The organism is Thermoanaerobacter sp. YS13 (genome assembly GCF_000806225.2).
Classification (GTDB): Bacteria; Bacillota; Thermoanaerobacteria; order Thermoanaerobacterales; family Thermoanaerobacteraceae; genus Thermoanaerobacter; species Thermoanaerobacter uzonensis.
Genome location: NZ_JOOI01000001.1, coordinates 1,012,117 through 1,026,554 on the forward strand (window position 1 = coordinate 1,012,117; position 14,438 = coordinate 1,026,554).

At 33.9% G+C, this 14,438-nt stretch carries 12 protein-coding genes; all 12 read right to left on the reverse strand.

Translation table 11 applies throughout. The features are described 5' to 3' along the window. Positions 1–9: 9 nt before the first annotated feature. Positions 10–3,447, reverse strand: coding sequence for a DNA polymerase III subunit alpha (locus THYS13_RS05235; protein WP_042833459.1), 3,438 nt, complete (start codon positions 3,445–3,447; stop codon positions 10–12). 11 nt (positions 3,448–3,458) lie between these two features. Further along, positions 3,459–4,766, reverse strand: coding sequence for a DRTGG domain-containing protein (locus THYS13_RS05240; protein ID WP_042833460.1), 1,308 nt, complete (start codon positions 4,764–4,766; stop codon positions 3,459–3,461). Between the two features lie 51 nt (positions 4,767–4,817). Next, positions 4,818–5,084 (reverse strand): HPr family phosphocarrier protein, encoded by a 267-nt coding sequence (locus tag THYS13_RS05245; RefSeq protein ID WP_003870522.1) that lies wholly within the window; start codon positions 5,082–5,084, stop codon positions 4,818–4,820. Then, a complete protein-coding gene (gene whiA, locus THYS13_RS05250) occupies positions 5,084–6,040 on the reverse strand; it encodes a DNA-binding protein WhiA (RefSeq protein ID WP_042833461.1) in 957 nt (318 codons plus the stop codon). The genes THYS13_RS05245 and whiA overlap by 1 nt, the downstream gene beginning before the upstream one ends. 107 nt (positions 6,041–6,147) lie before the next feature. Beyond that, positions 6,148–6,381 carry a hypothetical protein gene (locus THYS13_RS05255; protein WP_003868318.1) on the reverse strand — a complete coding sequence of 78 codons (234 nt, stop codon included), beginning with the start codon at positions 6,379–6,381 and terminating at the stop codon, positions 6,148–6,150. Positions 6,382–6,472: 91 nt separating this feature from the next. Then, positions 6,473–8,197 (reverse strand): glycoside hydrolase family 13 protein, encoded by a 1,725-nt coding sequence (locus THYS13_RS05260; protein WP_042833462.1) that lies wholly within the window; start codon positions 8,195–8,197, stop codon positions 6,473–6,475. A 14-nt stretch (positions 8,198–8,211) separates the two neighbouring features. After that, complete coding sequence (locus THYS13_RS05265; RefSeq protein ID WP_042833463.1) at positions 8,212–9,012, reverse strand: helix-turn-helix domain-containing protein; 801 nt, start codon at positions 9,010–9,012, stop codon at positions 8,212–8,214. A gap of 99 nt (positions 9,013–9,111) precedes the next feature. Beyond that, positions 9,112–10,188 carry a 2-hydroxyacyl-CoA dehydratase gene (locus THYS13_RS05270; protein WP_042833464.1) on the reverse strand — a complete coding sequence of 359 codons (1,077 nt, stop codon included), beginning with the start codon at positions 10,186–10,188 and terminating at the stop codon, positions 9,112–9,114. After that, positions 10,185–11,174, reverse strand: coding sequence for an acyl-CoA dehydratase activase-related protein (locus THYS13_RS05275; RefSeq protein WP_042833465.1), 990 nt, complete (start codon positions 11,172–11,174; stop codon positions 10,185–10,187). The genes THYS13_RS05270 and THYS13_RS05275 overlap by 4 nt, the downstream gene beginning before the upstream one ends. A 122-nt stretch (positions 11,175–11,296) precedes the next feature. After that, entirely contained in the window at positions 11,297–12,190 is an 894-nt protein-coding gene (locus THYS13_RS05280; protein ID WP_042833466.1) for a sugar ABC transporter permease, read from the reverse strand. Between the two features lies 1 nt (position 12,191). Beyond that, positions 12,192–13,112 (reverse strand): carbohydrate ABC transporter permease, encoded by a 921-nt coding sequence (locus THYS13_RS05285; protein WP_042833467.1) that lies wholly within the window; start codon positions 13,110–13,112, stop codon positions 12,192–12,194. A gap of 46 nt (positions 13,113–13,158) precedes the next feature. Beyond that, positions 13,159–14,403, reverse strand: coding sequence for a maltose ABC transporter substrate-binding protein (locus tag THYS13_RS05290; RefSeq protein WP_042833468.1), 1,245 nt, complete (start codon positions 14,401–14,403; stop codon positions 13,159–13,161). Positions 14,404–14,438 lie beyond the last annotated feature (35 nt).

Below are 14,438 nucleotides of genomic sequence, written 5' to 3' on the forward strand. Positions count from 1 at the left end.
ATGCCTATTTCAAATTACTTTGACATTTTCCTCTCCTAAAACAGCATACAATTGTTTAATTAATTCCTTACTTCCATCTACCCACAAGTCTCTATTAGCAACCAATAATTTTTTACTATTAAGCTTTAGAACTACCGGCATATTACCAGGATTTTTACGTAATATTTGCTTAACAATCTCAATCTTTGTAGAATCCTGCAAATTAAGATAAAGTTTTTTCACTATCGCTTGAGACAACGGCTTAATTTCATCACATAAAATTTTAGGCTCTTCCTCTTCCTTTAAACTAACCTTTCCCCTAATTACAACCGGGCTGTCTTCTTTTATTATACTGGAATACTTTTCATATACAGTTGGAAATACTATTACTTCTACAGTTCCATACAAGTCCTCAATTGTGACAAAAGCCATCATATTATTACTTTTTGTAAATTTAATTTTTTTTGTAGCTATAACTCCTGCTATCACCACTTCTTGGTTATCTTGCAATTTAGGTTGAAACATTTCCTCTTCGCTAACTTTAAAATCCAAAGTAGTGGCATTAGTAATTTTAGGAATATCATCCACATATTCTTCTAAAGGATGCCCACTTATATAAAGACCTAAAGTTTCTTTTTCCATAGACAACAATCTGCTTTTAGAAAATTCTTCTAAATCAGGAAATTCAAATTCCACACCATGACTTTGTTCTACTTCGCCAAATAAAGAAATCTGCCCATTTAAATTATTATTTCTATTTCTCTTTATATTTTCCATTAATTTGTCATATACTGACAAAAGTTGAGAACGGCGTACACCAAAAGAGCTAAAAGCTCCTGCTTTAATTAAGCTTTCCACTGCTTTTTTATTTAATTGACTGTCCTGCATCCTCTCAAAAAAGTCAATTACAGATTTAAATTTCCCATTTCTTTCTCTTTCGCTTACAATTTCCATTGTCATATTTAAGCCAACATTTTTTACTGCGCTAAGGCCAAACCTTATTTTATCTTCTGCCACTGTAAAATAGGAATTACTCTCGTTTATATCAGGTGGTAACACTTTTATTCCCATTTTTTTGCATATTTGAACATAAAAAGCAATTTTATCTAAGTTATCCACAAAACTGTTTAAAAGTGCAGCCATAAATTCTCCAGGATAATACCTTTTCAAATATGCAGTCTGATAAGCTATAACAGCATAAGCCGCGGCATGAGACTTATTAAAAGCATAGTTTGCAAAATCTAACATCTCGTCAAAAAGCTTATTAGCAGTTGCCTCATCTAATCCATTTCTTAAAGCCCCTGGAACTATCACATTTCCCTCTTCATCAACTATCCCATAAATAAAATTCTTTCTTTCTTGTTCCATTACATCCATTTTCTTTTTAGCCATAGCTCGTCTTACCAAGTCAGACCTGCCCAAAGAGTAACCAGCGACATCTCTCACGATTTGCATAACTTGCTCTTGATACACCATGCAACCATAAGTTACGTCTAAAATTGGCTTTAAAAGAGGATGATCATAGACTATACTCTCTGGATGATTTCTATTTGCAAGATATCTTGGAATTTGGTCCATAGGTCCGGGGCGATAGAGAGAAATTCCTGCTATTATGTCCTCAAGGTTTTTAGGCTTTAATTCTGTCATAAACTGTTTCATTCCTGGAGACTCTAATTGAAAAACTCCTTCTGTTTCCCCTTTTGATATAAGTTCATAAACTTTAGGGTCATCGTACTCCATAGAATCAAAGTCTATAGTCACACCCTTGTTCTTTTTTACCATTTCAATTGTATCCCTTATAACTGTCAAAGTTCTCAGTCCCAAAAAGTCCATCTTCAAAAGTCCTAACTCCTCAAGGGTGGTCATTGGAAATTGAGTCACTATGGAATCTTCGTTTTTTTGCAATGGCACGTAATTGACAAGAGGTTCTTTTGATATTACCACTCCTGCAGCATGAGTAGAGGCATGTCTAGGAAGACCTTCTAAAGACCTGGAAATATCAATAAGCTGTTTTACTTTTTCTTCATTTTCGTATCGCGCTTTAAGTTCAGGGTTTAAAGATAAAGCTTTATCAATAGTCATTCCCAATTCAAAAGGAATCATTTTTGCAATTACATCTACCTCTGCATAAGGATAATTTAAAGCCCTTCCTACATCCCTTATAACCGCTCTCGCCGCCATTGTACCAAAAGTTATAATTTGAGCTACATTGTCCTTACCATATTTTTCTACAACGTAATCAATTACTTCTTGTCTTCTCTCATAACAAAAATCTGAATCAATATCAGGCATGCTGACCCTCTCAGGGTTTAAAAATCTCTCAAAAAGAAGGTTGTATTTTATAGGGTCTATGTTGGTTATTCCCAACGTATAAGCCACTAAACTTCCTGCCGCAGAACCTCTTCCTGGTCCCGTCATAATCCCATTGTCTTTTGCAAACTTTATAAAGTCCCAGACTATGAGGAAATAATCTACATATCCCATTTGCTTTATTACAGAAAGTTCGTAATCTAATCTTTCAATCACTTCTTTGCTTGGATTTTTATACCTTTTGTACAATCCTTCATAACATAACTTTCTCAAATATTCATAGGAATCAACGCCTTTTGGCAAATCGTATTTGGGCAATTTCGTTTTATTAAACTCAAATTCTACATTGCACATGTCTGCAATCTTCTCAGTATTTTCAATGGCCTCTTTACAACAAGAAAAAAGATTCTCCATCTCTTGTGGAGATTTTAAATAAAATTCATCAGTTGGAAAAGACATGCGATCTTCATCATCAATTGTCTTCCCTGTTTGAATGCACAAAAGCACTTCATGAGCTTTTGCATCTTTTTTTTCAAGATAGTGTACATCATTAGTGGCAACTAAAGGTATTCCCGTCTCTTTGGATAGTCTTATAAGCTCTTTATTTACCTTTTGCTGTTCTAAAATTCCATGGTCCTGCAGTTCTAAATAAAAATTCCCTCGTCCAAAAACAGAGTCGTAAAAAAGTGCTGCCTCTTTCGCTTTTTCATACTCACCTCTTAAAACATAAGAGGGAACTTCTCCTGCAAGACAAGCAGTCAAAGCAATTAGCCCCTCACTATGCTCTTTTAAAAACTCTCTGTCAACTCGTGGCTTATAATAAAAGCCTTCAATTGAAGCCACAGTCACTATCTTCATTAAATTTTTATATCCTACCATGTCCTTAGCCAGTAGCACCAAGTGATAGTTTTCATTATCAATCCCATATTCTCTATTCTGCATGCTCCGAGGGGCTACATAAATTTCACAACCTATGATAGGTTTTATTCCTTGTGCTACTGCTTCTTTGTAAAAATCTATTACGCCATACATCACTCCATGGTCTGTAATAGCTATGGCTTTCATGTTTAACTCTTTAGTTTTAGCAATTAAATCCTTAATTCTGCAAGAACCATCAAGTAAACTGTATTCAGAATGAACGTGCAAATGGACAAACATGATATAACCACCTAAACCATCTTTATTCTTTTAGAAAGTCTAACAGACATCAATGCCTTTGCAATTTCCTCTTTTTCATGAATGATTTGAATTTCCAATTTACTAAAGTTATTACTAACTTCTATTATTTTTGCGAAAACTTCTATTAATTCTTCTGTACGCATGGGTTTAATAAAATAAACTGAGAAATTATCTAAAACCGCATCATATCTTTTATTCTGCGTTATAGCAAAAATACCTGATTCACACATTAACATCATCAAAGCACTGCTACTCACTGTACCAAATTGGTTAATCATCATCGAAGGGATCTTCCCTTTAAATTTTACTCCATTTTCTATTTTTTCCATATCAAAATCTTTAAAAATTGTATCTTGAATAGCTTCACTAATCTGGGGCTGTTTTGTCGTATAATGTAGGGCCTTAATTACATCTTCCCTGCTTATAAGTCCTATCAATTCTTTGCCACGAGTCACAGGTAGTATCTCTACATTCCACCATATCATTAGATGGGCTGCATAAGAAAGCGTAGTAGTATCCGTTACAAATACAGGGTTAGGAGTCATAATACTCCCAATTCTATCATCATCCGATGCAGTGGCAATATCTCTTGAAGTTACCATACCAACTAATATACCTTTAGAATCAACAACGGGATATCTTGTATGTTTAGTCTCTGTATATAATTTTTTCCAATCTTTTACTGTTTGTTGAGGCGTCATATAAATTGGATTATATGTCATTACATCGCTGACGTACAAAATTTTTTTCCGTGTCATACTTTCATTGATCGCCTTGTTTATAAGAGTCGCTACAGTAAAAGTATCATAAGAAGTAGATATAAGCGGCAATGAAAGCTTATCCGCCAGTTCTTTTATATGAGGTAATGTATCAAAACCTCCTGTAATCATCACTGCTGCCCCTGCTTTCAAAGCCGCTTCCTGTGCATCTTCTCTATTTCCCAAAATTACAAGGTCTCCGGGTGATATGTACTTCACCATTTCATCAATGGTCATGGCTCCAATTAAGAATTTGTGAAGTTCCATCCTCATTCCCCCATGACCACCTAATACTGTACCTTCTACCACATCTGTAATAACCTCATAAGTAAGACGATCAAAAAATGGATCTTTTTGTTTTCTTCTTATAGTTCCTACTCTTGGAATCGTAGTTACAAGCATTAAATTCTCTGCATCTTTTATAGCTTTGTAAGCAGTACCTTCACTTATATGTAAAGTCTGCGCAAGACCTCTTACTGAAATTTTAGTACCTTCAGGTAAATTTTTTATATATTCCAACACAATTTCATTTTTTTTCATAACTATCATCCTTTATACAAAAAAGGTTTCTGAAAAAGAAACCTTTTTTGTTTACTCCTCACCGAATTTTGATTCAATAAGGTCCACCAACGCTTTTATAGCTGCCTCTTCGTCGTCACCTTCGGCACTTAATTTAACAACATTGCCTTGCGATACTCCAAGAGACATAATTCCCATTATACTTTTGGCATTTACTTTTTTGTTATCTTTCTCTACCCATATTTGTGAGGAAAATTTGCTGGCAGTTTGTACAAATAATGCTGCAGGTCTTGCATGAAGCCCCGTCTTATTTTTAATTTCAATCGTAACCTCTTTCATTATTTAACTCTCCTCTCTTTCAATTTCTTTGAAATTTCTTCAATCCTCCTAAGTCTATGATTCACTCCTGACTTGCCGACAGGAGGAACTAGCATTTGTCCCAATTCTTTTAAGCTCAAATCAGGATAACTAATCCTGAGTTCCGCCATTTCTTTCAAATTAGGTGGCAAATAATCAAGTCCTATTGTTTCTTTGATATAATTTATACTCTCTATTTGCCTTAAAGATGCATTAATAGTTTTGGTCAAATTTGCAGTTTCACAATTAACAATTCTATTTACATTGTTTCTCATTTCTTTGTATATTCGTATATTTTCCAAGTTCAAAAGAGCACTGTGGGCACCTATTATATTTAAAACATCAACAATTTGTTCTCCTTCTTTTAAGTATACTACATAATTATTTTTTCTTGCAATAACCTTTGAATTTAAGTCAAAAGAATTTATCAATTTGCTTAAATCTTTCCCATGTTCTAAATTATGAGTAATAAACTCCATATGATAAGCTTTTTCAGGATCGCTTATTGAACCACCACCCAAAAAAGCTCCTCTCAAATAAGCCTTTTTTGTTTTACTGTTTTTTACAATCTTTTTGTCTATTCCATAATTTAATTTTATATGGTTTTTTTCATAATTCAATATTTTAACTTTACCTAAAATTTCTTCGGCAATTTTTGTATCAGGCACAAAGATGAGATAGGTTAGGGTTTTTTTAAGATACTTACCTCTTCTTACCATTGTCTCAGGAATTATCCCAAATAAATCTTTTATTAACTTAAAAACTAATCTCGCCACAGAAGCATTTTCTGTAGTAAAGGTTAAAGAAATTTTCCTATTGCCATACATCGAAATGCTGCCTATCGTCCTAATCAAAGCAGCTAACTCTGCTATTTTACTTTCTTCATCTTCAGGATAAATCCTTGCTAATTCGTCTTTTGTATCTGAAGAAAATGACATAATGCATCACCTCAACAGGCTTATCTTTATTATACTACATTATTTCAAAAAAAAAACCCCTTTCAAAAACAATTGAATAAAAGGGGTTTTTACACTTCTATAACAAACTACAATAACTTTTTCTTTTCCCATTCAATATATTTAGGTGAATTTTTCCAATTATGTCTTTCTTCAGAATTACACCATTCCTTGAACTCTTTGTAATCTTTCCACTCTTCATATTCACTTGCTTCAACTAATTTTTTTAATGTGATAAGTTTTGTAATGTCGTAACTTCCATACAATCTCTCATAATCCTTATAGTATTGATAATCTCTGCCATAGCGGGATGTATCTTTCATACCATCACCTCTGTTTTTTTAAAAAATATAGGGGAATTTTCATTCCCCTTTATTTTTCTATCTTCATATTATTCACTTAAACTCAGATTGGTTACTTTAAAATATATGCAGAGTTAGGTTGTAAGTAAAGGAGATTGCCACTTCTTTTTAATTCCTTCATCTTTAAAACATCTTCTTTACCTTCTGCTTCATTCAAAAATATCACTTCCTGCTTGCTACTGTTATTTAGTACAACAATTATTGATTTACCTTTATATTCCCTCTTAAAAGCAAACACCCTTCCTATAGCATATAAAGTAGAAAAATTTCCGTATTTGAGCTCCTCATTTTCTCTTCTTATAGAAATCAGCTTTTTATAGAAATTAAAAATACTTTTATTTTGCTTTTCCTCCTCCCATATCATGCATCTTCTGCAATCAGGGTCATAACCCCCTACCATTCCTACCTCGTCTCCATAATAAATATATGGAATTCCAACAAAGCTAAATTGAAACACCAACGCCAACTTCATTCTCGCAACCATGCCATTAGCTAAAGTCAAAAACCTCTCAGTATCATGACTCCCTATTAAATTAAACATAGCCCTATTCACACTATCCATATGTCTCATAAGTTGCTCTGTAATCATTGTATTAAAGCGAGAAGCACTTATTTTCCTTCTTGCAAAAAAGTCCACAACCGCATTTCTAAAAGGATAGTTCATTACACTGTCAAACTGTTCCCCTCTAAGCCAAGGAGAAGCATCATGCCAAACCTCTCCTACAATTATGGCTTCTGGTTTGGCTGCCTTTATAACTTCTCTAAACTTTCTCCAAAAATGGTGATCTATCTCATTAGCAACATCCAGCCTCCAGCCATCTATGTCCACTTCTTTAATCCAATATTTCGCTACTTCCAATAAATACTTCTGTACTTCTGGATTTTTTGTCATAAGTTTTGGCATTCTCCATACAGTATCTGCAAAAGCTTCATAGGAAGGTTTTGGATGAGTTTTAATTGGCCATTCGTATATATTAAACCAATCCCAATATTTTGATTTTTTACCATTTTTAATAACATCCTGAAATGCAAAAAAATCATATCCGCAGTGATTAAAGACGGCATCAAATATAACTTTTATGCCATTGTCATGACATTTTTGCACAAGTTCTCTCGCTTTTTGCGTATCACCAAAGTGTGGGTCAATTGTATAATAATCAGTAGTATCATATTTGTGAGTGGAAGGGGATAAAAATATGGGGGTTAAATAAATGGCATTTATACCCAAATCCTTTAAATAATCTATTCTATCTATTATTCCTTGCAAATCTCCTCCAAAGAAAGAATCTGCAGTAGGTTTTTCACCCCAAGGCTTTACGCTTTCAGGGTCATTTGATTTATCACCGTTATTAAACCTTTCAGGAAATATCTGATACACTATGCAATCGTTTGTCCACTCTGGAGCAAAAAAGACATCCTTTTCTCCTATATACGGGTAATGGAAAAATCCCCAAAACTGATTTTCCGGCCTTTTTTTGTAAAATCCTGCTTCTGTATAATATAACTTCTCGCCTTCCTCAGATACCAAATAGAAAAAATACACAAATTTTTTATTAAGCTCTAAAGTAGTCTCATAATAATCAAATAACTCGTTAGTATGAGTCAATACCATTGGTTTTATTTTGAATTTTCCCAGCCAATCGTACCTGTCTTTGTATAAAACATACACCCTATCTACATCAAATACAGCAGTCTTCAGTACTATTTTTAATTGATTTTCATTCAGTGGATATGCATAAGGCATATCGCTTTTATGGAATATAGCTTCTTTTATCATCTTTTTTCTCCTTTCTATGTATGTATATCTATTGTGACTGGTGATGGTGTTTGCACTGTTGGTAGCTCCTCACCATCTACAGTTATTTTAACAGCTGGCGGATAACCCATCAAGATAGTAATGCTATCTTTTACATCAAAAATTTTAGACATATCCTTTGTCATAAGGCCTTCATAAACGACATTTCCATCTACTTTTATACTAAACCAACATTTTTCGCCAGGTACACTTATTTCTACTTTATAACTTTTCCCAAATGGAATAACTTTATATTCTATTTTTTTAGAAGTCTCTGCTACTTTTTCAACCGACGTCTTTGCTGTAGGTTGAGAAACATTACTTTCCTGTGAAGGATTTGTTTTGTTCTCTGAATTTGTTGAAGCTTCACTTTGATTTTGTTGCGGAATTGGTGCAACTCCTTTTTTCACTTGATTTAGAAAATAGTAAAAACCGTATCCTATAATACCTATTATTAAAACAATAATTGCTGCTTTTTTTAAAGCCAAAAAAAATTGTGAAAATTCTCTCCTCTCTTTTTTGTAGGATGTGGTCTCTATATTAGATATGGCTTCCTCCTCTTTCTCCTGAAACAAATATTCATACTTTTTTACTAACTCATTACCATCTAACCCTAAGGCCTCAGCATAACTTTTCACAAAGCCCTTCGCATATACCAGTGCAGGCATTACGCTAAAATCTCCATCTTCAATAGCTTTCAAATAGCGTATCCGTATTTTAGTTATTTCTTGAATTTCTTCAAGAGTCAATCCTTTCTTAATTCTTTCACTTTTTAAAAATTCTCCCAACTCTTTCATACCTATCACCCCTTACTAACCATCCACTTATTATATATTCCACACAAAATACATTTTTCCTTCATTATTTTCGGAAAAATAAAAATTAAAAGGATGATTTCAGCAAACTATCTCCATCCTTTTCCTATAAAGTAGATCCACAAAAGCTTCCAAACGGGTTTGGTAACCTGCTTGCCCAGTGTTTTCATCATATACTAAAGACATCACTGGAATATTGTAATCTCGGCTAATTTTTGCAATTATTCCTTGAGCTACTATTTCAGGGGTGCAGGTAAAGGGAAGTATGTGAATCACACCATCATAATTTAGTTTAGCATATTTTACGGTATTTGCAACAGTATTAAGACCATGTCCTCCTATATCTCTTTCTAAATATCCTCTTGCGTTTTTCTTAAACTCCATCCTTTGAGGCAATTTAAAAGCGCTGTTAATTAAATAATCTGAAAGATATTCTGTTTTTGTAACTTCTACCCCTAATTCATTTAAAGATTTGCTGATATCCATATTAGTAAAGGGTTCTAATAGCATATAAATTTCTCCCACTAGTGCTACTTTAAGCTGTATTTTCCTCCGTACATTTGCATTTTCCTTTATTTTTTTCATAGCCTCTGATACTATTTTGTCCACTTCTTTACCATTTTGAGCTTTTTCCAGCTTTTTTATATATTCTTCGTATAATTTTGTAGTTACACCTGGGTTATCTTCATGGGCTCTTAACTTTAATAAAAACTTTTCTAATTTATCAGCTGCTATCATTTTTTTCACTGCAAATACAAAAGACTTTAAAGCCGTTTTTCCATCTACATTAGGAAAATATGAAGCTAATTCTTTTAAAAAGTCTATTAACCTGCCATGGGGTGGATCAACAATTATCATTTTAAAGTCATAGCCCAAATCTTTCAATATCTCTCTTTGCACCTGACCGTAATACCCAAATCTGCAGGGTCCAATTCCACCTAACATTATAATCGTATCTGCTCCCCTATCAAGAGCCTCAATAAAATTTCCGACATTGATTTTAAAGGGTAAACATGCAAATTCATGAGAATTTCTAACTCCTAATGTCAAGGTTTTATTAGTAGAAGGTGGTGGGTCTATCACTTCTACCCCGATTCCTTCAAACATCGTTTTTAAAATCATATTTAAAGAACCCATGTGGGGATAAGTAATTTTCATACCATCACCGCCTTTTTATTAAATCTTAAAAGGTCTGTAAAGGCCTCCAACCTCGTCATAATGCCAGCCTCTCCAGAATGTTCATCAATTGTAATCAACATAAAGGGTACCTCCTTCTCTCTTTTAAAAATCCTCTCCAACAGTTCTTCTGTCATAGAATTAGGTCCACATCCAAAAGCAGAAACCATAATTACCCCATCCACATTCTTTTGTTTTAAAAAATACAATCCCGCTCCCAAAATATCTCTTTCATAGTTCCAAAACATCTCTTTTGAAAGCATTGATGCTCCTTCTAATATTAGATCTTTCTGTAGCATTTCCATGGTATAAACTTGTGCTCCCATGTTTTTTAGCTTCTCAATAATCCCCATACTTATGTATTCATCCATAATATCATAAGGATGAGCAATGACGGCTATTTTAAGGTCATAATTACTTTCTTCTTTTACCAAATTCTTTCCTTCCCAAACTTTTAAAGCTTCTAAATTGGTAAGACCTTCTTTCAACAAACTCTCGAACTTTTTTTGTTGGTGGGTAGCCTCAAAATAGGCTTCTAAAGATTGGTCTTTAGTCTTCCCAAACATCCTACCAACTTTTATAAATTCATTTTGAGTAAATTCATCGTTATTTTTATAATAATTAATCTCAATATCTATAATAGGGGGTAAACCATGAATTAAGCTTTTTATAAAATCTGGCAGTCCTAAAAACTTTGAACAAAGGTATTTTTTTCTTTCTACACTTACAATCCTCGGAATAAATATATAATCAACATCTTTTTCTTTTAAATTTATCACATGTCCTACATAAGTTTTAACAGGAAGACAAGCATCTTCAACACAGTTTTTTACTCCTTCATCAAGAATTTTTTTATTTGTATCCTGGGAAACCACTACTTTTGCTCCCACACCTTCAAAAAAAGTCTTCCACATTGGATAAAAATCATAATATAAAAGTCCTTTAGGTATTCCTACAGTCTTGCTCATTTTTGACCTCCTTTAAAAGCAAATACATATTTATTTTTGCCATAAGATTTTATTTATATACAAAAATAAAAATACCGGAAATAATCCGGCATTTACAAATTGTTCCATGTGTAACAATTTTTTTATCCTTTTACTGCACCTGCTGCAAGGCCAGCTTGCAAATACCTCTGCAATACCATAAAGAGTATTACAAGAGGCAAGGATGCCATAACAGAGGCTGCTGCAAATTGAGTCCAGTGGGCTGAAAATTGGTTTTGAATAAACCTTTGAAGCCCTAACGCTATTGTGTAATTTTCAGGTGACTTTAATACCGCACTGGACAAAATAAATTCACTGTATACTCCCATAAAACTAAATAAGAATATAACTACAAGCATGGGAGTCGCCAAAGGAAGAATTATTTTCATGAAAATTTGCCAATGCGTAGCTCCATCAACTAAAGCAGCTTCGTCCAACTCTTTTGGAAGACTGTCAATATAACCTTTTAAAAGCCATATACTAAAAGCGCTGCTACCTGCCATCACTAGCATAAGGGCATAGAGATTATCCAGAAGATTTAATTTTGCCATTATACCAAATATAGCAGGTAATGCCATAAATGTAGGAAACATCTGCATTATCAAAAGAGTCTTTAACCCATTTTTTCTTCCTACAAATTTCATTCTACTAAAAGCATAAGCTGATGTAGCAGTCAAAAATAATTGAATAGTTGCCACACCCACACTCAAAATCATACTATTTTTTACCCAAAGTAAAAAATTAGTTTTCTTGAGTACGTCTATATAATTTTGAAATGTCATATGCTGTGGAAAAATAGAGCCAGAGAAAAAAGCATCTCCCGACGCCATAGAGGCTCCTACTACCCAAGCCACAGGAAACATCATTATTGCAATTACAGCCCATATAATAAGTCGGCTAATCCAAAGAGATACTTTTTCATGAGGTTTTAATTTTTCCCTATAATAAATCTTTTTAGTCGTTTTTTTGTCACCAATTTTAGCACTTGCATATTCCACCTTAATCCACCTCCTTAAAGGCATTGGTCATCTTCATATTGATAAGGCTCAATGTACCAATTATCAAGAATATAATTATAGACAAAGCTGCCGCCAAGTCATATCTGTTAAACTGCATTGTCATCTTGTAAGCCGAACTTACAAGCAAATCAGTATGACCTGCAAAAGAAGTATCTGTTCTTGGAGGTCCTCCTCCTGTAATTAAAAACGCTGCGCCAAAATTGTTGAAATTATAAGCAAAAGATGAAATAATAAGTGGCAAAGTGGAAGATGTCAACATTGGTACTGTTATCATTCTAAACTTTTGGAACCATGTAGCACCATCAATATCTGCAACTTCATAAAGTTCAGGTGGAATAGCCTGTAAAGCTCCTAATGAGGCGTTCATCATAAAAGGATAACCCATCCACACACTGACAATTATAATCGCAACCCTTGCCCAAAAAGGATCAAGAAGCCATGGTATCATAGGAAGATGCAACTTCTGTAGTATCAGATTTATACCCCCGTACTGCTGATTTAAAAGTCCTGTCCATGTAAGAGCAGCAATCGTACCAGGAAGACCCCAGGGAATAATTAATATTGCTCTATATAAATTTGTTTCCCACATATTTTTGTTATTCAAAATAACCGCTAAAAGAAGACCAATAATATAACTCAGTAATGTAGCTGAGAGAGCAAAAATAACTGTCCATACAAATACAGGTGCAAAGACTGTTTTAAAAGGCCCTGATAATATATCAATAAAGTTTTTAAATCCTACAAATTGATAGTTATTAAAGTGATATAGATTAAAATTTGTAAAAGCAATATAAATAGTATACAAAATAGGTGCAAAACTTAATACAGTCATAGATAGTATAGCAGGAGACAAATACGCATAAGGTCTTAATTTATCCCGCATAGTTTTGTTTGTTTTCATTCAACAACCTCCTTCTCTAAAAAAAGGGGCTAAAAGCCCCTTTCTGTTATTGCTGAGTTGCAATACCTTGCTTGATTTGATTTACCATATCATCAGCAGCTTTGTCAACTGGAACCTTTCCAGATGTAATAAGCTGTAATGCATTTCCTGCAGGAGTCCACACTGCTGCCATTTGAGGTATATTAGGCATTGGAATAGCATGTGTAGCTTGCTCAGCAAATGCATTTAAAATCTCATTATTCTTAACTTCTGGGTTATCTAAGAGAGATTTAATAACTGGTATTCTGTTACCTGTTTCAAATAGTGGCAATCCTGTATTTTCAGTAAGATACTTCATTAAATCCCATGCTTCTTGTTGATGTTTTGACTTTGCACTTACAAAAGCAGCTTGCACACCTGCAAAGGAAGGCATTGGCTTACCATCAACAGTTGGCAGAGGAGCAACTTTAAATGGAACATTAGCTTTCTTAAATCCATCAACATCCCATGGACCACTTATATACAAACCAGTTTTCCCACTTTGGAAATTACCTTTAGCCATATCTCCATTTATATCAGCAGGCATAAACTTATATTTTTGCACAAAATCTTTTAGAAGCTCTAAACCTTTTTTCGCACCTGCGTTGTTAAGTCCTATATCATTTGGATCAAGTCCACCACCTGTATCCTTAAATACATACCCGCCGTATGCAGCAATAAATGCAAAGCTAAAATAGAAGTTATTTATATCATATTGGAATCCTACTTCTTTGCCCAGTTTAATTAAATCATCAAGTGTTGCAGGAGGCGTTTTAACTTTCTGTGTATTGTAGAAAAGTGCATAAGTCTCCATAGAAATTGGCACTGCATACATTTTACCATTGTAGGATACTGCACTTATGCTCATTGGAACATAGTCGTCTTTGTTTATAACTCCCTCTGGTACTTCAGCTAAAAGTCCTGCCTTCTGGAAAGTACCCAAGTTATCATGTGGTAAACCAAACATAATATCTGGGCCCTTACCACTTTGTGCAGCTGTTGAGAAAGCTTGGAAGTCACTCTGGTCTGCCAAAACTTTTACTTTGTTGCCAGTTTGCTCTGCCCACTTATTTGCAATCTCTTGAACCTTTGCAATTTCAGGATCTGTTAAGTGTGACCATACTATAAGTTCTACAGGCTCTTTCTTTTGTTCTGTCTGACCTTGTGATGGAGTATTTTCACTTGTCTTGCTGCCACCACAACCTGTTAAAGCAGCTGACAAAACGAATACCATCACAGTCAGCAATGCAATTATTTTTGTGTACTTCTTCATACAAATCCTCCTCTTAATTTTAATTTTATTATAAT

What these genes read in the sequence shown, in the direction of transcription:
- THYS13_RS05235 (WP_042833459.1), bottom strand. Translation starts at nt 3,447, where the DNA reads ATGTTTGTCCATTTGCACGTTCATTCTGAATACAGTTTACTTGATGGT.
- THYS13_RS05240 (WP_042833460.1), bottom strand. Translation starts at nt 4,766, where the DNA reads ATGAAAAAAAATGAAATTGTGTTGGAATATATAAAAAATTTACCTGAA.
- THYS13_RS05245 (WP_003870522.1), bottom strand. Translation starts at nt 5,084, where the DNA reads ATGAAAGAGGTTACGATTGAAATTAAAAATAAGACGGGGCTTCATGCA.
- whiA (WP_042833461.1), bottom strand. Translation starts at nt 6,040, where the DNA reads ATGTCATTTTCTTCAGATACAAAAGACGAATTAGCAAGGATTTATCCT.
- THYS13_RS05255 (WP_003868318.1), bottom strand. Translation starts at nt 6,381, where the DNA reads ATGAAAGATACATCCCGCTATGGCAGAGATTATCAATACTATAAGGAT.
- THYS13_RS05260 (WP_042833462.1), bottom strand. Translation starts at nt 8,197, where the DNA reads ATGATAAAAGAAGCTATATTCCATAAAAGCGATATGCCTTATGCATAT.
- THYS13_RS05265 (WP_042833463.1), bottom strand. Translation starts at nt 9,012, where the DNA reads ATGAAAGAGTTGGGAGAATTTTTAAAAAGTGAAAGAATTAAGAAAGGA.
- THYS13_RS05270 (WP_042833464.1), bottom strand. Translation starts at nt 10,188, where the DNA reads ATGAAAATTACTTATCCCCACATGGGTTCTTTAAATATGATTTTAAAA.
- THYS13_RS05275 (WP_042833465.1), bottom strand. Translation starts at nt 11,174, where the DNA reads ATGAGCAAGACTGTAGGAATACCTAAAGGACTTTTATATTATGATTTT.
- THYS13_RS05285 (WP_042833467.1), bottom strand. Translation starts at nt 13,112, where the DNA reads ATGAAAACAAACAAAACTATGCGGGATAAATTAAGACCTTATGCGTAT.
- THYS13_RS05290 (WP_042833468.1), bottom strand. Translation starts at nt 14,403, where the DNA reads ATGAAGAAGTACACAAAAATAATTGCATTGCTGACTGTGATGGTATTC.